This window comes from Candidatus Paceibacterota bacterium (assembly GCA_035530615.1).
Classification (GTDB): Bacteria; Actinomycetota; Actinomycetes; order Nanopelagicales; family Nanopelagicaceae; genus QYPT01.
Genome location: DATKUL010000003.1, coordinates 355,645 through 381,735 on the forward strand (window position 1 = coordinate 355,645; position 26,091 = coordinate 381,735).

Annotated in this window: 26 protein-coding genes and 1 other RNA gene; 17 read left to right on the top strand and 10 right to left on the bottom strand. The window is 51.9% G+C overall.

Translation table 11 applies throughout. The features are described from left to right. Positions 1-7 precede the first annotated feature (7 nt). The 4 genes from VMW30_10240 to aroA all read right to left on the bottom strand — a co-directional run bounded on the left by VMW30_10240 (position 8) and on the right by aroA (position 5,522). On the bottom strand, positions 8-2,263 hold the full coding sequence (locus tag VMW30_10240; protein ID HUW88731.1) for a heavy metal translocating P-type ATPase: 2,256 nt from the start codon (positions 2,261-2,263) through the stop codon (positions 8-10). A gap of 5 nt (positions 2,264-2,268) precedes the next feature. Then, a complete protein-coding gene (locus VMW30_10245; GenBank protein ID HUW88732.1) occupies positions 2,269-3,069 on the bottom strand; it encodes an inositol monophosphatase family protein in 801 nt (266 codons plus the stop codon). A 103-nt stretch (positions 3,070-3,172) separates the two neighbouring features. Next, positions 3,173-4,186 (bottom strand): ribosome small subunit-dependent GTPase A, encoded by a 1,014-nt coding sequence (gene rsgA, locus VMW30_10250; GenBank protein ID HUW88733.1) that lies wholly within the window; start codon positions 4,184-4,186, stop codon positions 3,173-3,175. A 10-nt stretch (positions 4,187-4,196) separates the two neighbouring features. Next, a complete protein-coding gene (gene aroA / locus VMW30_10255) occupies positions 4,197-5,522 on the bottom strand; it encodes a 3-phosphoshikimate 1-carboxyvinyltransferase (protein HUW88734.1) in 1,326 nt (441 codons plus the stop codon). A 185-nt stretch (positions 5,523-5,707) separates the two neighbouring features. On the opposite strand from aroA, the gene VMW30_10260 reads away from it, so the two are divergent. The 3 genes from VMW30_10260 to VMW30_10270 are packed head-to-tail and all read left to right on the top strand — an operon-like array spanning position 5,708 to position 7,134. Then, positions 5,708-6,316, top strand: a complete 609-nt coding sequence (locus VMW30_10260; protein ID HUW88735.1) for a sigma-70 family RNA polymerase sigma factor — start codon at positions 5,708-5,710, stop codon at positions 6,314-6,316. Then, positions 6,313-6,708 carry a zf-HC2 domain-containing protein gene (locus tag VMW30_10265; protein HUW88736.1) on the top strand — a complete coding sequence of 132 codons (396 nt, stop codon included), beginning with the start codon at positions 6,313-6,315 and terminating at the stop codon, positions 6,706-6,708. The genes VMW30_10260 and VMW30_10265 overlap by 4 nt, the downstream gene beginning before the upstream one ends. Positions 6,709-6,711: 3 nt before the next feature. Continuing rightward, positions 6,712-7,134 (top strand): hypothetical protein, encoded by a 423-nt coding sequence (locus VMW30_10270; GenBank protein HUW88737.1) that lies wholly within the window; start codon positions 6,712-6,714, stop codon positions 7,132-7,134. Positions 7,135-7,195: 61 nt separating this feature from the next. On the opposite strand, the gene sodN is transcribed toward VMW30_10270, so the two are convergent. Continuing rightward, on the bottom strand, positions 7,196-7,582 hold the full coding sequence (gene sodN / locus VMW30_10275; protein HUW88738.1) for a superoxide dismutase, Ni: 387 nt from the start codon (positions 7,580-7,582) through the stop codon (positions 7,196-7,198). Between the two features lie 111 nt (positions 7,583-7,693). Between sodN and sodX the strand changes: the two genes are divergently transcribed. Further along, entirely contained in the window at positions 7,694-8,059 is a 366-nt protein-coding gene (gene sodX, locus VMW30_10280; protein HUW88739.1) for a nickel-type superoxide dismutase maturation protease, read from the top strand. Here the strand turns inward: sodX and VMW30_10285 are convergent. Further along, positions 8,056-11,847 (bottom strand): multifunctional oxoglutarate decarboxylase/oxoglutarate dehydrogenase thiamine pyrophosphate-binding subunit/dihydrolipoyllysine-residue succinyltransferase subunit, encoded by a 3,792-nt coding sequence (locus VMW30_10285; GenBank protein HUW88740.1) that lies wholly within the window; start codon positions 11,845-11,847, stop codon positions 8,056-8,058. The two genes, sodX and VMW30_10285, sit on opposite strands and share 4 nt — an antisense overlap. Positions 11,848-12,060: 213 nt before the next feature. Continuing rightward, entirely contained in the window at positions 12,061-12,432 is a 372-nt protein-coding gene (locus VMW30_10290) for a hypothetical protein (protein HUW88741.1), read from the bottom strand. 48 nt (positions 12,433-12,480) lie between these two features. On the opposite strand from VMW30_10290, the gene VMW30_10295 reads away from it, so the two are divergent. The 13 genes from VMW30_10295 to VMW30_10355 all read left to right on the top strand — a co-directional run bounded on the left by VMW30_10295 (position 12,481) and on the right by VMW30_10355 (position 22,471). Then, positions 12,481-12,963, top strand: a complete 483-nt coding sequence (locus VMW30_10295) for a diguanylate cyclase (GenBank protein ID HUW88742.1) — start codon at positions 12,481-12,483, stop codon at positions 12,961-12,963. Positions 12,964-13,065: 102 nt separating this feature from the next. Continuing rightward, positions 13,066-14,106: an ATPase, T2SS/T4P/T4SS family gene (locus tag VMW30_10300; protein ID HUW88743.1), complete on the top strand. Its 1,041-nt coding sequence runs from the start codon at positions 13,066-13,068 to the stop codon at positions 14,104-14,106. After that, a complete protein-coding gene (locus tag VMW30_10305; protein HUW88744.1) occupies positions 14,106-14,999 on the top strand; it encodes a type II secretion system protein F in 894 nt (297 codons plus the stop codon). The genes VMW30_10300 and VMW30_10305 overlap by 1 nt, the downstream gene beginning before the upstream one ends. Further along, entirely contained in the window at positions 14,996-15,823 is an 828-nt protein-coding gene (locus tag VMW30_10310) for a type II secretion system F family protein (protein ID HUW88745.1), read from the top strand. The genes VMW30_10305 and VMW30_10310 overlap by 4 nt, the downstream gene beginning before the upstream one ends. Before the next feature lie 179 nt (positions 15,824-16,002). Next, complete coding sequence (locus tag VMW30_10315) at positions 16,003-16,299, top strand: hypothetical protein (protein ID HUW88746.1); 297 nt, start codon at positions 16,003-16,005, stop codon at positions 16,297-16,299. Next, a complete protein-coding gene (locus tag VMW30_10320) occupies positions 16,286-16,648 on the top strand; it encodes a hypothetical protein (protein ID HUW88747.1) in 363 nt (120 codons plus the stop codon). Before VMW30_10315 ends, VMW30_10320 begins: the two co-directional genes overlap by 14 nt. A gap of 430 nt (positions 16,649-17,078) precedes the next feature. After that, on the top strand, positions 17,079-17,543 hold the full coding sequence (locus VMW30_10325; protein HUW88748.1) for a hypothetical protein: 465 nt from the start codon (positions 17,079-17,081) through the stop codon (positions 17,541-17,543). A gap of 34 nt (positions 17,544-17,577) precedes the next feature. Continuing rightward, positions 17,578-18,696 (top strand): peptide chain release factor 2, encoded by a 1,119-nt coding sequence (gene prfB, locus VMW30_10330; protein HUW88749.1) that lies wholly within the window; start codon positions 17,578-17,580, stop codon positions 18,694-18,696. A 217-nt stretch (positions 18,697-18,913) separates the two neighbouring features. After that, positions 18,914-19,603 carry a cell division ATP-binding protein FtsE gene (ftsE, locus tag VMW30_10335; GenBank protein ID HUW88750.1) on the top strand — a complete coding sequence of 230 codons (690 nt, stop codon included), beginning with the start codon at positions 18,914-18,916 and terminating at the stop codon, positions 19,601-19,603. 12 nt (positions 19,604-19,615) lie between these two features. Beyond that, positions 19,616-20,515: a permease-like cell division protein FtsX gene (gene ftsX, locus VMW30_10340; GenBank protein HUW88751.1), complete on the top strand. Its 900-nt coding sequence runs from the start codon at positions 19,616-19,618 to the stop codon at positions 20,513-20,515. A 12-nt stretch (positions 20,516-20,527) separates the two neighbouring features. Next, positions 20,528-21,013, top strand: a complete 486-nt coding sequence (gene smpB / locus VMW30_10345) for an SsrA-binding protein SmpB (GenBank protein HUW88752.1) — start codon at positions 20,528-20,530, stop codon at positions 21,011-21,013. Positions 21,014-21,241: 228 nt separating this feature from the next. Beyond that, positions 21,242-21,614: a transfer-messenger RNA gene (gene ssrA, locus VMW30_10350) on the top strand. Between the two features lie 449 nt (positions 21,615-22,063). Continuing rightward, positions 22,064-22,471 carry a hypothetical protein gene (locus VMW30_10355; GenBank protein HUW88753.1) on the top strand — a complete coding sequence of 136 codons (408 nt, stop codon included), beginning with the start codon at positions 22,064-22,066 and terminating at the stop codon, positions 22,469-22,471. A gap of 133 nt (positions 22,472-22,604) precedes the next feature. Here VMW30_10355 and VMW30_10360 read toward each other — a convergent pair whose 3' ends face one another. The 3 genes from VMW30_10360 to VMW30_10370 all read right to left on the bottom strand — a co-directional run bounded on the left by VMW30_10360 (position 22,605) and on the right by VMW30_10370 (position 25,740). Further along, positions 22,605-23,162, bottom strand: coding sequence for a GNAT family protein (locus VMW30_10360; protein HUW88754.1), 558 nt, complete (start codon positions 23,160-23,162; stop codon positions 22,605-22,607). A 57-nt stretch (positions 23,163-23,219) separates the two neighbouring features. Next, complete coding sequence (locus tag VMW30_10365; protein ID HUW88755.1) at positions 23,220-24,620, bottom strand: DUF222 domain-containing protein; 1,401 nt, start codon at positions 24,618-24,620, stop codon at positions 23,220-23,222. Positions 24,621-24,762: 142 nt separating this feature from the next. Continuing rightward, a complete protein-coding gene (locus VMW30_10370) occupies positions 24,763-25,740 on the bottom strand; it encodes a pirin family protein (protein HUW88756.1) in 978 nt (325 codons plus the stop codon). Positions 25,741-26,091 lie beyond the last annotated feature (351 nt).

Consider the following 26,091-nt stretch of genomic DNA (forward strand, 5'->3'; position numbering starts at 1 on the left):
GTGACGACTACTTAATACGGAGCGAATTGGTAACGACGAAAAGACTGGAGAAAGCCATCGCGCCTGCGGCGTACATAGGTTGAAGCGCACCCAAAGCTGCAATCGGTATTCCAATGATGTTGTAGAGGAATGCCCAACCGAGGTTTCCGCGTATCACTCGGAGGGTCTTCGTAGATAAATTGAGAGCATCAATGATGCTTGCCAGATCTCGGCGCATCACAACGATATCTGAGGTAGCAATGGCGGTATCTGTGCCCGTTCCCATCGCAATACTTAGATCCGATGTCACAAGGGCGGCGGCGTCGTTGACGCCATCACCAACCATCAGAACACGCCGACCTTGAGCTTGTAATTTCTTCACGTGCTCGACTTTGTCCTGGGGGAGCGCGCCGAAGATCACGTGATCAGGAGCGATGCCAACTTTTTCGGCCACCGACATCGCGACTCGTTCGTTGTCGCCCGTGACCAGCCATGGATCAACGCCATGCTCTTTCAAATTGAAAATAGTTCGCTGCGCATCGGGCTTGATCTCGTCCCCTACTGCAAAGACCGCGAGGGCAACTCCATCCCATGCCAGGACTGAGACTGTTAGTCCGTCTTCCTCTGCATCATCAATGGCAAGTTGAATTTCTGGATCAAATGGAATGGCGCTAAAAGCGACTGCTTGCGGAGAGCCGATAATGACAGCCGGAGAGAGGGAGCCAAGTATCACTCTTCCTGCCGACCCGGATCCTGGCGTACTTTCGAAACTTGTGACAGGACGTTTTTCGATTCCCTGGACCTTGATGGACTCTGCGATTGCGCTAGCCACTGGGTGGTCGCTCTCGTTCTCAATTGAGTAGGCAGTGGAAAGGATGTCAGACTTATTGAGATAAGGCGCGAACTTAGGACCTAATGCTTTGCCGGCAGTAGGCACTACGACGCTCCAGATTACTGACATTTGCCCACTTGTTAGCGTTCCAGTCTTATCCAAAATAACCGAGTCGATTTTTCGAGCCACCTCAAGAACGCGCGGTTCACGGATAACGATGCCCCGTTGCGCACCTCGACCCGAGGCCACTAATAGTGCGACGGGGGTTGCTAATCCCAACGCGCATGGGCAGGCAATGACGAGAACGGCGATGGCGGATGAGATTGACTCGGTCAGAGAATGATCTGTTAAGTGCCAGGCAAAGAAAGTACCCAGCGCAAGCAAGGTAACAACTGGGACGAAGACCGCACTGATTCGATCGGCCATCCGCTGGATGGGCGCCTTAGTACCCTGCGCGCTCACGACCATTGAAGTGATGCGCGCCAATTCTGTGTCCGATCCAACTCGCGTCGCTCGGATGACAAGGCGTCCATTGCGATTAAGTGCTGACCCGATGACGAAATCTCCGCGATCAATATCGATTGGCTTGGATTCACCAGTTAGCAGAGAGTTGTCGACCGAACTCATTCCCGAGACGACAATGCCGTCCGTGGCGATTCTCTCCCCAGGTTTTGCCAGAAATTCATCACCCACAACAAGCTGATCAATCGGAATTTTGACGATTTTGTCATTGCGACGGATAGAGACTTCTTTGGCTCCGAGTGCCAGAAGCGCGGACAAAGCACTACTGGCACGCCTCTTTGCGCGCGATTCCAGGAATCGACCGGCAATAACAAAAAGAATGATCGTGGCTGAAACCTCGGCGTAAACATCGCCGACCCCAGAAATATTTGCATAGATAGACCAGCCAAAAGCGGTCATAGAACCGAGCGTAATAAGAGTATCCATCGTGGGGTGCTTGATATTTCGAATTCCTGCGCGATGAATTGGCCAGGCAATGAGGAGGACCACTGGTGTACTTAAAGCAATGACAAGCCAAGAAGTGGGTGAGTACTTTGGGTAAGCAAGATGGAAAGTGTCGAGTTGGGCAAGTATGAAACGGTCAATCGCGGGGTGCCAGCTCATTGTCATGGAAATCGCGAGAACGGGTATGGTGAAGAGGGCTGCCAAAATCAATGCCCACGCTGACTTTTTACTGTGCAGAGCAATCTGGCTATTGTCCGCAATTTCTTCGGCGGAGTATCCAGCCGACTTAATCGCCTTAATGAGTTCCTTGGAATCCATTTCTGCAGGAGCCATGATGTGCGCAGTCTCCGAGGCAAAATTGACGCTGGCGCTTACTCCGGGAATTGCATTGAGGGCTCGCTCCACAGTTGCGACACAGGACGAACACGTCATTCCCTCCAGACGCAGAGTCATGGGCTCGAGGGCTGTTCTGTTTACGTCACTCATATGATTCATTCTCTATGCGAATTTAGTTGATCGAGGATGCTTTGATGGAGGAGCCCGTTTGTCGAGAGCGCACTTCCATGGTGCGGTCCAGGCTTTCCACTTACTGAGGTGAATTTCCCCCCTGCTTCACGGACGATGATGTCCAAGGCGGCCATATCCCAGAGTGCTAGCACTGGCTCTGCAGCGACATCAGCAGAACCTTCTGCGACGAGCATGTGGGACCAGAAATCCCCGAATCCGCGGGTGCGCCATGCTTGATTAATGAGGTTGTCAAATGCGGGTCTGCGCTCACCCCATCCCGCAAAGTCGGAGTACACAACAGATGCATCTTTAACGTCAGAAACTTTCGAAACCGAGATTTTTCGAGGTGCTGTTCTGTTGAAGATCACATGGGCGCCCAGTCCTTCTGCGGCATACCAACGCCTACAGAGTGCGGGAGCACTCGCAACACCGACAACTACCTCACCGTCTTCGACGAGTGCGATCAATGTCGCCCAACTTGGAACGGCGCGCATAAAGTTTTTGGTCCCGTCAATGGGGTCAATCACCCAGTAGCGAGATCCCGTGCTCTTGGTTTCGCCAAACTCTTCTCCGACAAGTCCGTCCTGGGGGCGTTGCGACTTCAAGATGTTCCTTATTGCCTCTTCAGTCGCCTTATCAGCGTCGGTGACGGGGGTGTTATCGGGCTTGGTCGTGATGACGAGGTCCAAAGACTGATATCGAGAAGCGGTGATCAGATCTGCGGCGTCCGCAATCCGCAGGGCAAGAGTCAGGTCTTCTTGACGTGTGTATTTATGCGTACTCATATTGTGCACAGCCTAGCCCAGGCAAAAATCAGCGCTACTCCAACGTCTTGCCGGAAGGTATGTTCATGGTCATACATGGTCATTTGTCTGGCCATATCTGCGTTTATATCTCCAGATTGGTCTCAGACTTAATGTCTAACAGGTTGCGCAGGCTTTCAATGCGGGCTCGCCGCTCAGGGATCGCGATTCCATTGGGTGCTACCCATCTGGTGAGCGCACAGCTCTCCTCGTTATGCGAGCAGTTGGGCATGCAATTGGCGATCACTTCGCGCAGATCCGCGAAGGAGGCGATGATCCGATTGGGGTCGATATGCGCCAATCCAAAGGCACGTATTCCCGGGGTGTCGATGATCCACCCATCACTCAAGGCCAAATGGGATGACAGCGGGAGCGCAATGGCACTCGAAGAAGTGTGACGACCTCGACCAGTCACCTCATTTACCTCACCGATCACTCTTTCGGCGTGAGGAAGGAGGGCATTAATCAGAGTTGATTTGCCAACGCCTGAATGTCCAACGAGTACAGAAGTTTTGCCGTGAATTATCTTCTTGATATGGGTCAGGTCACCACCTTTGAAAGTAGTGATGACTTCAATGTTGAGATTGCGATAGTCATCTAGAAATTCAGGAGGGGCGCCAAGATCAATTTTCGTAACAAGAATGATGGGTTTGATTCCCTCATTGAAGGCGCTCACCAGGAAGCGATCAATCAGACCTCGTCGCGGTTCTGGGTTGGTTGCGGCAACAACAATGATGAGTTGATCAATGTTGGCAACAATTACTCTCTCGACCTTTGCCTGGTCATCCACTGTCCTGCTTAGTGAATTTTTCCGCTCCTTCACGGTGACGATGCGTGCAAGCGAACCCGGCGCACCGCTAGTGTCTCCAACGATTCCGACTTGGTCGCCAACAACGACTGACTTTGGACCTAATTCGCGGGCCGTCATTGCCGTGAGGATTATGCCTTCATCTGTAATACACGTGGTTCTGCCGCGGTCAACTGTGGTCACAAGGGCGTGGATCGCATCTGCATGTGAGGGTCGGTCTTTACTTCGTGGTCGACTACTCCGACTTGGTCGGATTCTTACATCCGACTCGTCAAATTTGCGTTTGGCCATCGAACTCCAGCTACGCGATCAGGCTGGACCAGAGAGCGGGAAATTTTGGCAATGTTTTTGCAGTAGTAGCGACATTTTCAATCTCAATTCCTGGAGTAGCCAAGCCCAGAACCGCCCCTGCAGTTGCTAGGCGGTGATCATCGTATGTGTGGAAGATTCCTCCGTGCAATGGCGCCGGTGCAATATGAAGCGAAGTGGCTTCCTCAGTGACACTGCCACCGAGGGCGTTAATTTCTCGAGTGAGTGCTGCCAGGCGGTCAGTTTCATGAAGTCGTAAGTGACCAATGCCCCGTAAATGAGAAGGCGAGTCTGCCAATGCTGCCAGTGCTGCGATTGCTGGCGTTAGTTCGCCAACATCATGCAGGTCGATATCAATGCCATGAATTTCGCCATCGCCCCGCAGGGTGAGTCCCGATTCATTGACAGCGACGAGTGCGCCCATATCGGTGAGAATTTCCTTGAGTTGATCCCCTGGTTGAGTAGTGCTGACCGGCCAATCTGAAATCGTGATGGTTCCACCACAGACCATGGCAATAGATAGGAATGGCGCTGCATTTGAGAGATCAGGTTCGATCACCAAATCCATTCCGCGCAATCGTGCTGGGTGAACGCGCCAGGTATTTCGTTGCTGATCGACGTCGACTTCCGCACCAAAATCTCGCAACATCGCCACAGTCATTTCAATGTGTGGCATCGAGGGAAGAGATGATCCAATGTGGCGTGCGGAGATTCCCTTCAGAGTGGCGGGACCAATGAGAAGTAGCGCCGATAAGAACTGGCTCGAGGCGGATGCATCAATATCGATTTCCCCACCCCGTAGTTCGCCAGTTCCATGAACAACCATCGGAAGTGAGTAGCGTTGTTGATGTTCAACCACGACACCGAGTTCTTCGAGTGCTCTAATGACGGGAGCGAGTGGGCGCTCGTGGGAGCGCAAGTCTCCATCGAATGAAATCTCTCCATTGGCAAGTGCGGCAACCGGAGGTAGAAAGCGCATCACCGTTCCGGCATTACCTACATCAATCACAGCCGGACCCTGGAGAGCGTTAGGGGAGATGTGCCATTGATGCTCGCCGTTGACGTGAACATCTTCAATTCCAATCCCCATTGCGATCAACCCGTTTTTCATCAGCGTTGTATCGCGCGAGATGAGGAGACGACGCAGAATCGAGGGGGATTCGGCTAGCGAGGCAAGAATGAGGGCGCGGTTGGTGACCGATTTGGAGCCAGGAATCACGACCGTGGAGTGAATCGGCCTTTTTCCCCGAAATGGCGCGGGCCAGAGCGCATGTGCGCTATCTGCTGCGCTGGTCGATTTGCCACCGGCTAAAGACATACCTTGAGCCTACCGTTCTCGCACGCAGACTTGATGCGCCAATTCCGTAACATGCATTGCATGCTCTCCAATGGATATGCGCTCTCTACTCTCGTTAATTCGGCCGCACATGATGGTACTCAATTGATAGAGCTCATCATTCTCGGCGAGCCGGAGACCCTCTTCTAGGGGTAGCCTTGATGACGATGACATCCACCGATCTGGTAAAAGAGAGCACCGAAGAGCGCACCCTTCGGTTCGAACGTGATGCCCTGGCATTTACCGACCAGCTCTACTCTGCTGCCCTTCGGTACACCAAGAATCCGCATGATGCGAAGGACTTGGTCCAAGACACTTACCTGAAGGCTTTTACCTCCTTCCACCAATTTGAGCCGGGCACCAATCTCAAAGCCTGGCTCTACCGAGTTCTAACAACGACTTTTATTAACTCGTACCGGAAGGCGCAACGCCAGCCGATGATTGCCAACACTGAGATTGAAGATTGGCAGTTGGCCGAATCCGCATCGCATACAAGCGATCAAGGGAAGTCTGCTGAAATTACTGCTCTTGAAAATATGCCTGACAGCGACATCAAACACGCGCTTCAGGAGATTCCTGAAGAATTTAGAATTGCTGTGTATTTAGCCGATGTTGAGGGCTTTGCCTACAAAGAGATTGCGGAGATAGTCGGTGTGCCTACCGGCACCGTCATGTCGCGCCTGCACCGCGGTCGCAAGGCGTTGAGATTCCTACTGGCTGATTACGCGAAAGAGCGTGGGTATGGCACTGTAAATGCCAAAGAGGTGGAGTCATGAGTTGTGGCGGAATGCACGAGACTCCTTGCAGTGAGGTACTGAGGGAAGTGACCCTTCTCCTTGACGGTGAAATTAAAGAGCGAGAAAAGATTCATACGATCGAACACCACTTTGAAGAATGCCCCCCATGTCGTGCAGAGATGGAACACGAACGACGGATGCACCAACTGCTTCACGATGTGCTCACTCGCTCGTGCTTAGAGGAAGCTCCGCCAGATCTTCGCGACAGAATTGCATTGCAGATCGAGGCATTGAATCACCCTGGTCTTGATCTCATTACAGAATTTCGGCGCACTGAAATATCGATTCAAGTGGATGATTTTGGTCAAATTGAACATCATGAAATAACGATCGAAAGTACCCAGGAGTTTCGCTTCCCCCGCGAAATCTAGAATATGAATCGCGGGGGCGAGATGATCGGTAGCGTTGGTTTTTCAACCATGCTCGTCCGTCCGGGAGATTGCGCAGTAGCTATCGGCATTGGAGATTTGCCGATAGTTGCAACTTCTCATCTGGTCAATGTTTTGGAGAGCGCGGCTTTGACTGGCATTGCAGATTTTTTGGAGATTGGCGAAACGACTCGATTGACACATTTTGATCTTGAGGTAATCGAAGCAGTGGGGGTAGGTGCGTCTATTCGTGCAACTGCCAAGTGCACAGAAATCGTTGGACGTGATATTCATTTTGAATGTGAGATATACGATGGTGACCGACTCATTGCGCAAGCAAAAATGAAAAGAGCGGTGCTCGAGCGAGTTTCATTCCTCGCACGAACCGCCGCTCAATCCATCATCGGGAACTTGCCATCTACGTCATAAGTCCTTGCTCAATCGGTTAGATCGTAAAAAACTCTGGGACCGTAGTTTTAAAATGGTCCGGTTATTTTTTGGTTGCCCAGAAGATCTCCGCGATCTCGTCGATCTTTCCAAGCAACTTATCTGCTACTTCAACATCGTTGGTGCCTTTGGTACCAGCAGCACCGGCCAATTTGGTTGCGTCGTTGAAGAGGACATGAAGTTGTGGGTATGCCTCAAAGTGATTTGGCTTGAAGTAGTCAGTCCAGAGAACCCAGAGGTGCTCTTTGACCATATTTGAGCGCTCTTCTTTGATGGCAACCGCGCGAGCCTTGAAATCTGGGTCAGTGCTGGCTGCGTACTTCTGCATGCAAGCCTTCACAGATTGAGCCTCAATCTTGGCCTGCGCGGGATCGTAGATTCCGCACGGAAGATCGCAGTGTGCATATACCGTTGTCTTTGGGGTAAACATTTCTTCTCCTATATTTTCTCGGGTTTCCGTTGGCGAACTCTTGGTACTGCTGGGTTAAAATCCTGAGTAGTCGATGTGCATTAATACTCTACTGATGTGAGACTACCCCTCATGACCCAATCTGACATCCCCAAACTTTTTGGCAAGTACGGCACGGTGGCCGTTTCTGGCGATTCGATGCAGCCTACCTTCCGCTCTGGGGACTGGTTACTGGTCGCATGGGGAGGTGCCTACAAACTCGGCGATGTCATTGTTGTTGAGCGAGAAGAGCGACCAGGTGTTTTCCTCATCAAGCGTTTGGAACGCGTCGATGGCGGAAATTTCTGGGTCGAAGGCGACAACAAATCCATCAGCACCGATTCTCGTGAATGGGGACTGATTGCAGAGATGGAGATTGTGGGCCGTGTGGTTACCCGACTTCGCAAATCGCGCGAAGGCCGAAGAAGTCGTAAATGGAGTGGAGAATTTAAGCGCTAGCGGTTGAACGCCTCGATCATCAGCGCCTTGGCCTCTTCGTCGTGGACGTAATGATTTCCGGTTGCCGGACTTGCCGTCGCCCGGCGAGAAACACGGCGCAGTGTTCGATCCTCAAATACTTCAAGAGTGTGAAGTGAAATAAATGGCCATGGACCCTGGTTGGCTGGCTCATCCTGTACCCAGAGCAAGTTGGCACGTGGATGCTTTGCGGCTTCGGCGGCGAGTTCTTGAACAGGAAGTGGATAGAGCTGTTCGACGCGAACAATCGCGGTGCTCTCCTCTCCAAGTTGTGCACGTTCGGCGATTAAGTCGTAGTAGACCCGTCCCGAACAGAAGATGACACGAGTTGCATTTGTTACTGAGTTATCTGGAATTACTGTTTGGAAATGTCCTTGGGTGAAATCCGCAAGGGAGGAAGCGGCCGCGCGCAGCCGCAACATCGACTTTGGAGTGAAGACGATAAGTGGACGTTGCGCTTGATTCATCGCGTGCCAACGCAGCAGATGGAAGTAAGAAGCAGGTGTCGATGGCTGGGCGACGGTCATGTTTGCCTCTGCACAAAGGGTAAGGAAGCGCTCTATGCGAGCAGATGAGTGGTCTGGACCTTGACCCTCGTAACCATGTGGGAGGAGAAGGATCAAGCCGGAACGCTCGCCCCATTTCTGCAATGAAGAAGAGATAAATTCATCGATGATCGTCTGTGCGCCATTGGCAAAGTCGCCGAACTGACCTTCCCATAAGACCAGGGCTTCACTACGAGCAACGGAGTACCCATATTCAAAGCCCATTGCTGCATATTCAGAGAGAAGCGAGTCGATGACAAAGAATTGATTCTCATCGGAGATGAGGCCGCGCAATGGGGTCCATTCGTTGCCGTTTTCTTTATCAACTATGACCGCGTGACGGTTGCTAAATGTTCCGCGTCTGGAATCTTGTCCAGCAAGACGAATTGGCATTCCATCCAGCAGGAGCGAACCAAAAGCCAGAGTTTCGCCCATTGACCAATCAATAGTGCCTTCTTTGAGCATTTCAATGCGCTTGCTCAATTGCGGCATAAGTTTTGGATGGACGTTAAATCCCTCTGGAATCGCGACTTGTGTTTGCGCAATTCGGTTGGCAGTTGCCTCAGTGATACTTGTATCAACATCGTGAGGGGCAGGAGGTTCGGGGGCCGCAAAACCAATTTCGCTATCGGGTTTGAGATTGTGAACGGCCGCAAAGACGGCTTCCAGTTGCTCTTGATAGTCACGAGCGACTTCCAGCGCTTCATCGTGTGTGATGTCTCCACGGCCGATGAGTGCTTCGGTATAGAGGGTACGGGTGGAGCGCTTTGCGCCAATGAGTTTGTACATCAATGGCTGCGTGAAACTTGGCTCATCGCCTTCGTTATGTCCACGACGGCGGTAGCAGATCATGTCGATGACAACATCTTTGTTGAACTGTTCGCGATATTCGAAAGCCAAACGCGCTACCCGGACCACGGACTCTGGATCATCGCCATTGACGTGGAAGATGGGGGCTTGAATGCCCTTGGCAATGTCGGTCGCATACCGGGTAGAGCGCGAAGAAGAGGGCGCGGTTGTAAATCCAACCTGGTTGTTGATGACGACATGGATTGTTCCGCCCGTGCGATATCCACGTAGTTGCGAAAGGTTGAGGGTTTCAAAGACAACACCTTGACCTGAGAATGCCGCATCACCATGGACAAGGATCGGAAGTACTGAGAAGGAACCCTTGATATTGAGGCGATCCTGTTTGGCACGGACCACGCCTTCTAGCACTGGGTTGACGGCTTCCAGGTGTGAAGGGTTTGCCGCGAGGTAGATCTTGGTAGTTGCACCAGTGGCCGAAGTGAAAACGCCTTCGGTTCCGAGGTGATACTTCACATCGCCGGTGCCCTGCACTGAGTTGAGGATGTAGTGACCTTCGAACTCTTGGAAGATCTGGCCGTAAGACTTGCCCGCAATATTTGCCAGGACGTTGAGGCGACCCCGGTGTGACATACCGATACAGACTTCTTCCATGTTCGATTCGGCCGCGGCGGAGATGACCGCGTCCAGAAGTGGAATAACAGTCTCGCCACCTTCCAGGGAGAAGCGCTTCTGACCCACGTACTTCGTCTGGAGGAATGATTCAAATGCTTCGGCGCCATTGAGCTTGCGCAGGATTCGCAGCTGTTCTTCGCGAGGCATCTTGGTAGCCCCGATTTCGACGCGCTCTTGAATCCAGTGACGCTCGATTGGATCTTCGATGTACATATATTCAACACCGACTGCGCGGCAGTACGAGTCACGCAGGATTCCCAGAATCTTGCGGAGTTTCATAAACGCTTGTCCGCCAAATCCGCCAGTTGCGAATTCCCGATCTAGATCCCAGAGAGTTAATCCGTGCGTCACGACATCAAGATCTGGGTGCGACCGCTGCTTGTATTCCAACGGATCGATATCTGCCATGAGGTGACCGTTGGTGCGGTATGCATGAATGAGTTGTTGAACGCGCGCGGTCTTATTGATCTCTTCATCGTGCGCGAATTCAATATCTACGACCCAACGGATTGGCTCGTATGGGATGCGAAGTGCCGCGAAGATCTCGTCGTAGAAACCTTCTTCACCCAGGAGCAACTCATGGATGCGACGGAGGAAATCGCCCGATTGCGCGCCTTGAATAATGCGGTGGTCGTAGGTGCTGGTGAGCGTGACGACTTTGCTAATTGCTAGACGGGCCAAGGTTTCTTCGCTGGCGCCTTGGAATTCGGTTGGGTAATCAAGTGCACCGACACCGAGAATCATGGCTTGACCCGCAACCAGACGTGGCACGGAGTGGACGGTTCCGATTCCGCCGGGGTTGGTGAGAGAGACAGTAGTGCCGGCGTAATCCTCGACCGTCAATGTTCCACCGCGCGCTTTGGACACAGTCGCTTCGTACGCATTCCAGAATTGTGCGAAATCGAGATTTTCACATCCTTTGATGGAGGGGACGAGCAACTGACGAGTTCCATCTGGCTTTGTGAGGTCGATGGCGATACCCAAATTAATGTGCTCTGGGTGGCCGATAGCGGGCTTGCCATCTAATTGCGTGTAGAAAGAGTTCATTTCCGGCATCGCGCGAAGTGCCTTGATCATTGCGTAGGCGATGAGATGGGTGAAGGAGACTTTGCCACCGCGGGTGCGCTTCAGATGGTTGTTAATGACAATGCGGTTATCAATGAGAAGTTTGGCCGGAACCGCGCGCACGCTTGTCGCAGTCGGAACAGTCAGCGAGGCTTCCATGCTCTGCACGACTCGACCCGCAACCCCACGCAAAGGCTCGATCGCCGCAGCTTCTGGTTTCATTACTACAGGAACTGGCTTGACAATTGGATCCGCGGGAGTCGGCGTGGTGGCATCGATTTCGCGAAGAACAGGTTGTGGGGCGACCGGCGCAATTGGTGGCAGTACAACAGAGGCGGCGGGCGCTTCCGGCGCTGGTGTTAGGGCATATTCAACGGAAGCGGCAGTCGCGAGAGGTGTCGGCGGGAAAGGCGTCGTTGGAACTGCGGGAGTTGATTCGGACTTGGGAGTTGGCGGAATGCTGGTGCGCGGGGCTGTAGGTGTTGGCCCCGCCGATTGGGTACTTGAAATGATCGCTTGTGCATTCGCAGCGGCAGACGGTGGGGAGATTTGTGTATCGGCCGGTGAAACCTTTGCGAAGAGAGTTGCCCACGTTGGATCTACTGAAGTTGGATCCTCCAAATACTGCTGGTACATCTCATCAACGAGCCATTCGTTGGCCCCGAATTGTTCGGCGATCTCCTCGCCAAATCTCTGGGCGAATGACGAACTGCCAGGCGTGGGATCCAATGGGTCAGATGCCGACACTGGCGCTCTCCTTACTCGTTAACAATCATTGATGATCTGGAAGAACAATTTCAAAGCGGACATAGCCTACCGACTCTATGTTTCCGGACTAATTCCAGATTGTGATACGCGAGGAGCGATGTGGAGCACAGCGCGCTCGCCGACCTACTCAGGTGTGATGGAGAGGGCCAGGAACAAGGTGACGAGAGCAGTGAGGGCTAATGGGATGGCAAGGGCCCAGAGGTGGGCCTGCATCTGGAAGGTCGAGACTCCCAGGGCAATCAGGTTGGCCAGAATGGCGGGGGATCGGCCGTAGTTCCTTCCCGTCTTGAACCCGCGCGCCGCCGCCGCCAGACCTACGCCCCCGAGGAGGGCAAAAAGGAGTTCGCCGATAAGGGCGGCAGGTGCTTCCGGCGATGAGATCAGACTCTTCACGAGCAGGTAGATCCCTAGGGATAACACCACCGCGGCTTCTATCCGCAGAAGGGTTGCCACGATAGCCCTCCGCCGCGACTTCTTGGCATTCTCTGGGCTCATGGTGGCAACGATAGCAAGGTCGAACAACCTAGATAGAGGTAGCGGTTGATGCGCTCACATGATGGGCTGCGAGACTCCCTCACTCACCTGGCCTCGCCCGGGCTTTTTTACGAGGAACTTCGACGAGAAATTGCTCGAGTGCGACGTAGCGGAGATCTAATTTCGCTCGCAAAGTTCGCACTTCGATCGGATGTGCATGGAGCCGGTGATCCACGCTTGCGTGAGTTCGACATTGAAGTCCTGAGTTTTAGCCATACTCTCAGTCGCCTCACCAGAGCCGAGGATATGTGTTCGCGAATTGGAAGTCTTGAATTTTTGGTACTGCTCCACGGTAGCGACTCTGTTGCTATGGCGCTCATTGAGCGCGTCGCGGTGGCGTGGATTGGAGACCTCGCTGAACACGCCGGAACTGATTATCAGTGTCGGGTGACCCTTGAAAATTCGCACCTCCCACATATTGCTGGTGAGAGTGCACTGGAATTTCTCAATCGCCTTGATCAGAAAGTACGCACGGCTGACATTCCTCTCTAATCGCACAGTCATTAAATGGCACTGTCATTGAACACTTCGCGTTCATCCACCGTTTATCTCTTCCCGTCTAGCCAACCGAAAAAACCGACCTAGGCTCCGCAAATGCCCACCCCAGATATTGCTATGACATTCGGTCCGCTTGCCCCGTTTATGAACGATAGTGAAATCGAGGAGATATGGGTCAACTCACCTGAGCGAATCTTCATCGCGCGAAATGGAAAGAACGAACTGACCAATTTACTTCTTTCAAGTGAGGATGTCCGTAACATCGTCGAGCGGGCTTTGATGTGGAGTGGAAGGCGGCTCGATCTCTCTCATCCATTTGTGGATGCACGCCTGCCGGATGGAAGCCGGTTGCACGTTGTTATCCCTGAAGTGACTCCTGAGCATTGGGCAGTCAATATTCGTAAACATCTTCTCCGGCATCTCTCACTTAAAGATCTATCGTCCCGTGATGCCATGTCGTCGGAGATCGCACTACTTCTTAATCAATGTGTTCGTGCGGGGGTGAATATTCTCGTTAGTGGCGGTACGCAAGCCGGCAAGACAACGCTGCTTAACGCGCTCGCATCTGCGATTCCGGTGCACGAACGTGTCATCACCATTGAGGAAGTATTTGAACTCAAACCCAATTTACCGGATGTAATTAGCTTGCAAACGCGCAGTCCGAATCTACAGGGCGAAGGCGAAATAGTTTTGCGTCGCCTTATTAAAGAATCATTGCGGATGAGGCCGTCGCGGATCATTGTCGGGGAAGTGCGCGAGGCAGAGGCCCTTGATCTACTGATTGCCCTGAATTCTGGGCTACCTGGAATGGGAACCATTCATGCGAATTCAACTCGGGATGCAATTGTAAAATTACAGACCCTGCCGCTTTTAGCAGGAGAGAACATTTCGCAGAAGTTCATTGGCCCGACGGTTGCAGCGGCACTCGATTTGGTTATTCAAGTGGCACTCGATTCCGAAGGACAGCGAAGAATAGTCGAAGTATCTGCGCTCACTGGAAGGATGGAGAACGATCGCATTGAAGTCGAGACACTTTGGATCTGGAATGGAGATAGATACGAGCGAGGCTTAGGCGCAATTCCTCACCCTGAGAAGTTTGCGCAAGCTGGAATTCCAATTACAGATTGGAAGCATTAATGATTTCTTTGACTCATCTTATTGAGCCCTTACTAAGAGTCGGTACATATCCCCTCGTCATTGCATTGCTCAGTTCAACATTCTGCGGCATTGGACTGAGCCTTCTGGCAGCGAAATCTGAGCGCGTGACAGTAGGCAGGCGTGAGCGCACTTCCAAACCTGAAATTTCGAATATCGCGAGAAGGCACCAGGAGAAACTCATTTATTCATCAATTGTTGGATGCAGCGTTACTATCTTTGTTCTGGCTTGGACTAAATCGATCCCCATAACGACGCCTTTTACCATCTTCTCAATTCTGATTTCCTGGGTCTACCTACGCAACAGAAGCAGACGCGCCGATGCTGAGATGTTGAAAGTGTGGCCCGAAGTGATCGACCATTTGATCTCGGCAATTCACTCTGGGCTTTCACTCTCAGAGGCATTGGCGGGGTTAAGCACCCGCGGTCCAGAGATTATTCGACCGCACTTTCAGGAATTTCGAAACGACCTCGTTAATTCTGGAGATTTTGTGCAAGCGATAGTTAATTTGAAGAAGCGACTAAATACACATGGCAGCGATCAAATATTGGAGGCCATCCTCCTTGCAAAATCATTGGGAGGATCCGAGCTACTACAAATATTTAGAACTCTGGGAGATTTCCTGCGGCAAGATTTGGTTCTGCGTAAGGAGATCGAAATTAAGCACGGATGGATAAAGAATTCAGCCCATCTTTCTGCGTTCGCGCCATGGTTACTTCTTCTTCTGCTTTCGTCCCAACCAGGGACCGCGGAAGCTTTCGCCGAGCCCGGCGGGGTATTCATATTGGGACTCGGCCTCCTTCTCACCGGACTTGCCTATGCGTGGATGGCCAAACTCGGACGTTTGCCGACTCAACCTAGGGTCTTTAGATGAATCCGCCATTCTTAAGTTATCAAGTTGTCATCCCCACACTCCTCGGTTTTATTGGTGTTCTCCTTTTGCTTTTAGAGAATCAGTCATCGCGATTCAGTACTAGTCCATTTTTAGATGGAGCGGAGAGCCGATTGGCACGACTCCCGGATAGAACGCGTATTCAGGAGAGACTGGAGAAGATTGGCAGAGGGAATCAATATGCGGAATTTAGAAGTAGGCAGTTCACGATCGCGAGCGCGAGTGCATGCCTTGGCGCCGTTGTGTTCTCCTTCTTAGCGAGTTCTACTTTTGTCACACTTGTAATTTCGTCCGCAATTTTCCTGGGAGTTGGCGTACTTGTTGATAGGCACTTGAGCGTAGAAGTGGTCCATTATCGATTGTCGGTCGAAAATGAATTCGCCGCTCTCATAGAAATGCTGACTCTCTCGCTTTCGGCTGGGGAGACACCACTTTCAGCAATGGCGCGGTTATCGACGCACTCCTCGAGTGCGCTGGGACGTGAATTCAGCAGCGTTGTCGATTCCGTGAAGCAAGGGTCTCCCTTTCACGTGGCCCTGGATGCCATGGGTCGCCGCATCGATTCAGTCTTGATCCGACGATTCGTTGATGCGCTTATTACAGCAATGCTCCGCGGCGCCCCGCTCGTTGACGTGCTACAACGTCATGCGGCGGAAGCCAGACAAAATCAGAGAAATATCCTCATGGATAAGGCCGGGAAAGCAGAAATCTCAATGATGGTTCCTGTTGTTTTTCTAATTCTTCCCGTCTCTGTGCTTTTCGCACTCTGGCCCTCGCTCACCCACTTGAACTTCTTCGCTTCTTAAGCGATCAAACCTCACACGACCACGTTCAACTTGATCAAGAGTCCAACTTGATCGAGATTTGCACACCCTGGCTCGCTAACAATTTCTCGCCAATATTTTTTGTCAACAATGCTCCTTACGACGTAGACCATCTACGCACATTCACTAGGAAGAGAATGAAAATGGGTAAATTTTTTAGAATGAAGGCGGAGATAGCAATTTTCACAGTTGGAAGAAATTTCATTACGATTTTCCTGCGGGTAAGACGAAATTTGAATTTAATTGGCAATGCCATTTGTCATAAACGAGAACTCAATCGAGTGAGGAATTGGCACATCACTGAGGAGGCCATCAGATCCGAAAGGGGAGACGTTCCTGGCTGGGTTCTGGTTGTTCTAATGACGACAGGTTTAGTTACCGCGATTTGGACGATAGCGGCCCCAAGGTTGAGTGCCATCCTTCGGAATTCACTGGATGCAATGAATGGCATTCGCTAAAAGATTGGTGCATGACGAGAGAGGGGTGGTGGAGAGCTCTCTGGTCATGATCCCCCTGGTTCTGCTCTTTCTTATCACCATGGAACTCGTCGCAGCCGTCAACTTCAGAAATATTGATGCCGCTTTTGCACAGAGTGAAGCTTCGGTTCGCGCAATAACCGGTTTGCTTAGCCCCAGCGATGAAGTTGTGATTTTAGGTACAAGTAGTTCAAGCAAAAGTCTACGCATGGTGATTTCACACCGTCGCCGTCCGTTGCTCGGATTTAGTGGGAACTTTCCCTTGGTTTCAAACTCGGATTCCTATTCAACGGATGCTGTCGGGATAGCCGTCATGGAAGAGAATCCGTGATCCGTAATCGCGCACGAACTCTATTCCTGGCCAAATTGGGGTTTCGGAATCACTTGCAATCGGGGAGCGCGGCGGTGGAATTTGTCATTCTTGCCATCCCACTCTTCTTGCCGATAATTATCTACCTTTCGCAATTTGCCGAGGTGAGCAATGCCGAGACGAATGCGAGGTCACTCGTTCGAGAGGTAGTTCGGGCTTATGTTTCGAGTGAGAGTTTGAGTGAGGCGCAAGCGAATTCCAGTTTAGTTTTACATTATGGAGCAAAAAGACTTGGATTTAGCGATAACGAGATTGCCAGTATTAAGATCACGTTTTTGTGTTCCTCTTCACCATGTCTCGCACCCGGAAGTAGAGTGCGCAGCGACTTAGAGTTCGATTTATCAAAGTCTCACCGTCACGTGCGCGTCTCTGCCCAGGAATATGTCTCCCCATGGCAGTAAAATGGCAACCAAAAGAAAAGGGCTCAATTTCAATTCTCACAATAGGTCTTTTCCTTGTGACGGTGTCAACCCTCTTTCTCATTACGGATATAGCATCGATAATCGTCGCCAAGCGGTCTTTGGTACACGTGACCGAGGCCGCTGCGATGCGAGCCACGCATCAATTAGATCTCGGTGCGTACTATCAGGGCACAGAGGCGACAACGATTCCGATCGATTGTGCCAGCGCCCTTTCTGGAGTAAGAGATGAATTGGGTGAATGGATTTCTACTCCTTCGCAATTAAGGAGGGAGGAGTTGCGTCGAGTGGAGATCGTTGGATTTTCCTGCGAAAGCAATCGCATTCTCCTCACGACATCAGCTATAGCGACTCTTCCATTTCGACTACCCGGATCAGCCTTGTCAAACGTTGAAATTCACGCCACCGTCGCTGCGCAGAGCAATAGAAGCCAGTAGGACAGGGAAATCTGATTCTGGGTACTCTTACCCCGTGGCCGCGCGCGAATACGATCTTGAGATAACTGAAATAGACGCCACTCTTGTATCCATTGAGAAGGTTCTCAACCTCCCAAAACTGCGCGACGATGCCGCCAAGTTAGAAGCGGCCGCTGGAGTGCCCAATTTGTGGGATGACCCGGAGAGTGCGCAGAAGGTAACCAGCAAACTCTCCCGTGTGCAGAGCGAGATTAAGCGGCTGGTAGATCTACGCCAACGTGTTGAGGATCTTCCGATTCTGATCGAATTGGCTCAAGCTGAGTCGGACGAATCTGCACTAAAAGATGCCGAGCGTGAACTGGATTCCGCCAAGAAGGCAATTGGCGAATTGGAAGTTCAGACTCTACTCAATGGCGAGTATGACGAACGCGACGCACTCATCACGATTCGTTCCGAGGCCGGCGGGGTTGAAGCTGCGGACTGGGCAGAGAATTTGATGCGCATGTACCTGCGCTACTGCGAGCGCCATAACTACAAGGTCGACGTACTCGAAACTTCCTACGCTGAAGAAGCAGGAATCAAGTCAACAACTTTCCGGGTGAGTACTCCGTACGCGTACGGCACACTTTCGGTTGAACAAGGGACCCATCGTCTCGTTCGCATATCGCCGTTTGATAGCCAGAGCCGTCGGCATACCTCCTTCGCTGGAGTCGAAGTTGTTCCGGTTGTCGAACAGAGCGACCACATTGAAATTGATGAGAAAGATATCCGCGTCGATGTGTATCGCTCATCGGGTCCCGGTGGTCAGGGCGTAAACACCACCGACTCCGCGGTTCGTATTACCCACATGGCTAGCGGAATTGTGGTTTCTTGTCAGAACGAGCGTTCGCAAATTCAGAACAAGGCAACCGCAATGGCGGTTCTTCAATCTAAATTGTTAGAACGCCGCAGACATGAAGAGCAGGCAAAGATGAATGCTCTCAAGGGTGACAACTCGGGCTCGTGGGGAAACCAGATGCGTTCCTATGTTTTACACCCGTATCAAATGGTGAAAGATTTGCGCACGGATTATGAGACTGGAAATACCGGCGCGGTTCTCAATGGAGAGATTGATGAATTCATCGAAGCTGGAATCCGCTGGCGTCGAAGTACGGCCATCCAAAAAGAGGAGTAAGGCAGTCTGCGGTGGCCATTCTTGATGAATGAGGCGCTAGTCCAAAATCGGCTGGATGGCACGACTCCTTAGCATTTCCTGATAATCGATCCCTTTCCACCTACGAATCTCGGCACCGAATGTGAAAACCAGGGCGAAAATGCCCGTTTTGGGGTTATCGGCAAAAATCCATCCCTAAACTAGGGGGATTGTTCATCTCGACTAATTTGGAGTGTCCGTGATCCGGTTTGAGAATGTCAGCAAGCTTTACCCTGGTCAGGAGAAGGCGGCGCTGGATAGCGTCAATCTCGAAGTGCTTAAGGGCGAGTTTGTCTTTCTCGTTGGCCTGTCAGGCTCGGGCAAGTCGACCTTTCTTCGCTTGGTTCTGCGCGAAGACCGCCCCTCGACTGGGACCATCCACGTCGCCGGCAAAGACCTCGGCACTCTCTCCAACCATAAGGTTCCTGAACTTCGTCGTCAGGTGGGCACCGTTTTCCAGGATTTTCGCCTACTTCCCAATAAAACCATCTTTGAGAATGTGGCTTTCACCCTCCACGTCCTGGGTTATTCCAAGAAGGAGATCGCGCGCGAGGTCCCTGAAGTTCTCGAACTGGTCGGCCTGGAGGACAAAGGAGATCGTCGCCCCAATGAAATCTCTGGTGGCGAGCAGCAACGTGTGGCGATTGCTCGTGCCTACGTCAGCCGACCCGCAATTCTGATTGCGGATGAGCCAACCGGAAACCTTGACCCGGCAACCAGTGTGGGAATTATGAAATTGCTGGATCGGATCAATCGTGAGGGCACGACCGTGGTGATGGCTACGCACGATTCGGGGATTGTCGACCAGATGCGAAAACGAGTCATTGAGTTGGATGCAGGCCATGTCATTCGCGATCAGGTTCGCGGCGTTTATGGGTATACGGGTTAAGGGAGAGAGTTCATGCGCGCACGGTTTTTGCTCAGCGAAGTTCGAATAGGACTACGCCGTAACCTCACGATGACCTTTGCCGTTGTTATTACGGTAGCCATCTCCCTGTCACTCCTTGGCATCGGCCTGCTTTCAAATGCCCAAGTGAGTGCGATGAAGGATTATTGGTATGACAAGATCGAAGTATCGGTCTACCTCTGCGGATCTCTCTCCGAGTCGCCTTCATGTACGGGAGTTGTCACAGCGGATCAACGCACCCAGATTCAAGCGGACCTTGAAGCGCTTCCTGTCGTGCAGAGCGTTTACTACGAATCACAGTCAGAGGCGTTTAAGCGATTCCAAGAACGATTCAAGGACTCGGCGATTGCGCAGAATGTGACCGTGGATCAACTTCCGGAGTCTTTCCGCGTGAAATTGAAAGATCCCACGCAATTCCAAGTTGTGGTGAGCGCCTTCACTGGCCGACCCGGCGTTGATGTCGTGCAAGATCAACGAGCCATCCTAGAGAAGTTCTTTAATCTCCTTGGCGTGCTTCGAAACGGCGCGCTTTTGGTCGGCTTGGCATCGGTACTGACCGCCGCTCTGCTGATCAGCAATACCTTGCGGATCGCCGCCTTTAACCGACGACGTGAAACAGGTGTGATGAAACTCGTGGGTGCCACTTCGCTTTCGATCCAACTCCCATTCCTCATGGAGGGAATCATCTCCGCCATTCTTGGGTGGGGGATTGCGACCGGATTGTTGGCAGGATTGAAGAGTGTGATTGATTCCAAGGTCGCACCGCTACTTACCTTTACCAAGTTCTTTGGTTGGGGTGAGGTCTGGGTTGCGTCGGGCTACTTGTTGGCAACGGGCTTGGTGGTCTCGATCTTCGCATCAGTGCTGACGCTTCGTCGCTACCTCAAGGTCTAGGCTGCATGTCTGATGGTAAAAGAGGTCGGTCGTAAATTAATCGCGCAGAACAAGAAAGCGCGCCACGATTACTCAATCGAAGATGTCTACGAGTGCGGGTTGGTTCTTACCGGTACGGAAGTGAAATCTCTTCGACTTGGTCGTGCGTCGCTCATCGACGGCTTTGCCATGGTCCAAGATGGCGAACTCTGGCTTAGCGGTGTCCACATTCCCGAGTACACGGAAGGAACGTGGACCAACCATCCACCACGACGGGATCGCAAACTATTGGTCCATAAAGACGAGTTAGTTCGCTTAGTCGCCAAGACCAAAGAGGGCGGCCTCACCCTGATTCCACTCTCGCTCTATTTCAAAGATGGCAAAGCGAAGATTGAATTGGCCGTTGCCCGTGGAAAGAAGAGCCACGATAAGCGCGCGGCACTTCTCGAGCGTGAGATGGGGCGCGAGGCCGAGCGGGAAGTTTCTCGTCGGCGGTCTGGAAAGTCGGAGGGCCGCTAGAAAACTCACCTCATTAATTGGGAATATCGTGAACTTTTCCAGCGTTTTACTAGTGTCTTGCTTAATAAATCGGAATATGAGTGTGAATTAATCCCGTTACATAATAGATGGATAGTCTCGTATAATTAGAGGCGTGGGGGAAATCTCACTGCAAGACAAAAACTAAACAACTAAATAGTGATGTAGTAACGCTTCAATCCACATAGTAAAACCAAACGGTAAAACCATGGGGGTGAACGGTCTCGACTTTGGATGTTGAGGCAGGGGAAGCGGGCCGAGGAAGCCAGGATGATCTCGTTAACCAATACCCTGCGCAAAAATATAAAAGCCGATAACAATCGCGCTGACTTCGCTCGCGCTGCCTAAGCGCGCTCCCTAGTCCGTTAGCCTGAGTGAGCCTTCGATTCAGGGTCTAACGTCGTCAGAAGGCTTTTCATGGTGTTGGGGTTACAGACAACATCGGAGAACAGTTCTGTAACTGAGTCCGTCGAATACTTGTGTGTAAGAGATTCGGGACTGAGAAAGCGATAAGCGCACTACGCCCGTAGAAGCCCTGTTTTAGTACCGAAGGACCCGGGTTCGATTCCCGGCACCTCCACTTTGACCATGCATATGCCCTTCTGGCACGCCGCAAAGTTATTTCTCTCAGGATCAAGGACCATATTCTTCGCTGGCGCCTGCGAAAACTCTGTGGCTCTTCACAATCGTGTAATGAATCCAATTTCCATAGCGTTCTATTAAGTAGGGCAGGGGAGGAGTAGTTGGAGAAGGCTTGGATCAATCTGTTGATTCGCAGGTTGGTGTGGGTCTTAGCAACTACTTTTCTCTTGTTCCAAATTTAGGGTTGGGCTCTCTAGGTAGAGGTGGATTCCCCAATGAAATCCATTGCGGAGCCCAACCCTGATTTCTTTCCAACCCTGTATTTCTTTCCATGCACCTGTCCATAAGCCCATTTTTGGATTGCTGGCAATACCCTGAGAATTAGAGATTGCTTGTAACGACTCCCCCTTTCACTTCGTTCTACTGCATAGGACTAACGAGAGGAAAGAAATGAATATCAAGACAAAGACCTTGGTGCTGGGCACCGTGGGGGCTTTTGCCCTCTCCTATGCAATTGTGGGCTCCAATGCCTTCGCTGACACGAACTCGGCGCCTGTTCCAGCCGTACCTTCGACCACGGCTACGGCTTCGGCCACTGCTTCGGCCACTGCTACACCCGCACCTTTGGTCTCTCCTATCCCAGCTCCAGCTGGTCTCACTTCCCCTTCGGCTGGAATCACTCAGGATGATGAGGGCGATGACCTAGATGATCTCATTGAAGATGGCCTCGACGTTGCCGAAGGCGAAGACGACGAAATCTCAGATGATGATTCAGATGATCAATTGATTACTGTCGACGTTAGTGGCGGTATCAATCTGAGTAGTGATACGAAAGTTGATCTGGGCGAGGACGATTAGTCACTCGGACTTATAGATCGTAAATAGTTTTAGGGTTGGGCTCTGCACGGAGGGGTGAATTTCCCTATTAATTCATCTCGAGCCCAACCCTAACTTTTTGCTTTCTGTGCCGGATTAAGTTCTGGTGACATGCTCATGGGGTTATTCGCGAGAAGAGTGCCATATCGATCTGAGTGCCATCCTCGCGCGTGACCTTCTTGCGCATTACGCCCTCGCGCTTGTAGCCTGCGGAAATAAGTAGCGCTTGCGAGCCGATGTTGTCGGTGTTTACCAGAGCCTCAATTCTTCGAAACCCTATTGTCGAAAAACCGTATTCGCTGATTAATTTTGCTGCGGTGGTACCAATACCTTGTCCTCGTGAGGGTGCGGCGATCCAATACCCGAGTTCTGCAGTGTGATTCTGCAGACTGATGGTGTGGAAAGAAATCACCCCGCAAAATTGCTCATCCTCGGCTAGTCCCTGTGTGATCGCAAAAAGCAGTTCTTTCTTCTGTAAGAAATGGGTTGGGGCTTGCTCTCGAATAAAGGATGTTGCATGTGTCATGGTGTAAGGAGATGGCACGGTCGTGAAACGAGGAATGACCGGATCCTGGCACGCTTCGTAGATGCTCACAATGTCCTTCTCCTGGGTTGGGCGAAGCGTGATGAGTCCATATGGGAGAGTCGGAATCTCAGTGGGCCACCAGATCATGACTGCAGTATTCCTTAGAGTCACTGAGAAGGTGTGGAATAAATATTGGGAAAGCGGTCAGATCGCTTCCTGTATATCGCGAGCCGGAACCGTGTACTGCTTTCCGTGGGGTGAAGTCCACAGACAAGACCCGTCCGTCTCACTTTTCAGTTGCCAACCTCCATGTGTTTTGAGGCGATGATGGCGCCGACAGAGCGCGCCCAAATTCTGAACGGAAGTTTCGCCCCCGCTCTCCCAACTCTGCGCATGATCTAGATCTCCCGAACGCGCCGGAGCGCGACATCCGGGAAATCGACAGGTTCGATCTCGCGCCAGCAAGAAATCGACCAGCGCCTGAGGCGGTTCGTAACTCTCTCGTCCGAAATCCAGCAGCGCACCAGTGGTTGGGTCGGTGATAAACCGTCTCCATTTACCTTCGGCCGCAAGAGTGCGGGCAAGGGAGGCGGGGATTGCTCCATAGCCTGCGAGCTGTCCAGGGTTTTCAGTCAGACCCATGAGTGTGGGCAGGTCGACGGTGACGTTGATGGTTATGGGACGTCGATGTTGACGCACCTCGGAGGTTTTCTCAGCAAGGACCCAAGCGGCAATAGCAGTAAGAGCATCGGCTCGCTTCATATCCATGCTTCGCCCATCGTGTTGAGATCTAGATTCATTGTCTCGGGCAATACCATCCACGCGACTTATCGTCGAACTATTTTCATCGGATTCGAGAAGAACGAAACTCTCAATAGCCGACATCACCAACTGTGCATCCTCGGCCGGAAGTATTGCAACGATCGTAGACATTCCATCGCTCTCGCGATAGCACGATACTCGCCTGGTATCTCGTGCCGATGTGACAGCATTTTCAAAATCTTCTGGAGCAAATTTGGCAAGTGTCGAGCGAACCTTATTCGCAACCTGCGAAGGAGTGTGGAACTCGGCGTGCGAGAGGGCTTTCTCTTCGATAATGTGAATCGCCAATGGAGAAAGGCCGTCACGAATTGCAGAAGCGGTTTCACGCGCGATAACGGTAGCGTGCGACGGAGAGATTTCGCCGGTCGAAAGAGCCGAACAAGTATTTGGCAGATGATTAACGAGAGTGCGTGCGATATCAATGCGACTTTGAGCGCTTGATCCTGAGAGTCGAAGTGCGGTTGCCACATCTTCGCGTTCTGCCTCATCCACACCGCTCCAGAGATCATCTGCTCGTGATGGCTCGTCTCCTGCAACGGCAACGATCGCCCGTTGCATGGCCGCCTGTAACCAACTGGTCTGGCGCTCTAGTGCCGCCAAGTAATCAATCCGTTCTGATTGAGAGAGCGTAAATGGATCGATTTCGAGAATTGCGGCCAGTACATTAATGCCGGGAGTTTGGTGGAGTAATTGGGCAATTTTCGACCATTCGTTCTCATCAATGACAGGGCTCTTCTCCACCGAATATTTACTGGTGGTTTCTTTGAAAATCCCTGAACTCATAAGTGCAGGGTCCTAGAAGGTACCGACAAATATTCCGAGTTATCCCCAATGGTAATTGCTGTTCCGAAAGGGAATCCGCAAGCGTTCTTCGATTGCCAGAAGCGGTGGACTCCCGCGGTTATCTAGTGCATGCGGTGTTGGCTTAACCCTCGATTAAGCGAGTGGGAGCGTTGTGCACCGCAGGGATAGTACCGAGCTTGCCTTTTTGGAAGTCCTCAAATGCCTGCAGAACCTCAGTTCTTGTGTTCATAACAAAAGGTCCCATCCAGGCAACTGGTTCCTTAATGGGCAATCCACCCAGAATGAATAGATCCAATTCAGGCGAGCGACTTTCCTGCATGTCGGTCGCACGCATAACGATTGAATCACCCTCACTGAAAACGGTGAGTTGACCCATCTGCACAGGTCGTCCCTCTTCTCCCGCGTAGCCATGTCCGGCAAGTGTGTAGACCAGCGCGTTGTAATCCTTGCGCCATGGCAGACGGATTTCGGCACCAGGCTGCACAGTCGCGTGCACCAAAGTTATTGGCGTGTGTGTCGAACCCGGACCCTGATGTCCATCCACCTCACCGGCGATCACGCGAATCAACGCCCCACCATCGGGGGAGGAGAGCAATGCAACGTCACTGGCACGCAGATCTTGATAGGCAGGCGGTGACCACTTCTTGGCCGCTGGCAAATTCACCCAGAGTTGGAAACCGTGGAACAGCCCGCCGCTCATCACCAAACTCTCTGGTGGAGATTCGATGTGAAGAATTCCCGCACCGGCGGTCATCCATTGAGTGTCGCCGTTGGTGATTGTTCCTCCGCCACCGTTGTTATCTTTATGGTCGAAAATTCCATCAATAATGTAGGTAACAGTTTCGAATCCCCGGTGCGGATGCCATGGAGTTCCCTTTGGCTCACCTGGCGCATACTCAACTTCGCCCATCTGATCCAAGTGAACGAACGGATCAAGCTGCGCCATGTCAACACCGGCAAACGCACGACGAACCGGAAAGCCCTCGCCTTCATACCCGGAAGGAGCCGTGGTAATGCTCTTTACTCGACGGGCGCGCAGCGATGTATTCGCGCTGATGCGTGGAAGGACGGTGATGTCCTTGACTGTTACGGCTGGCATTTCACTCTCCCTTGATCCGCTGCCCCAATAGTAGTTGAAAGTTCAACTATCTGCAACCCGCTTGAGGGGTCTCGCCGCGGGTGAGCGACTCGAGAAGTGCACGAGCCGACGTAATCTTTTCAGTCGGCGGTGCACTTCTGAGGAGCGATCATCGGCATCAACCAAGGCTCGAAAGGATGCATCGTCGACTGAAAAGATAACTACACAGTCTCCTCACGCATCCTGTTCTTCGCCCCCAGGCACGGTGACAGATGAGCGACTCAAGAAGGACTAAAGCCGACGTAATCTTTTCAGTCGGCGTAGTCCTTTTGAGGAGCGAGCAGGGTCTTCATCGCCCTCACGCATCCTGTT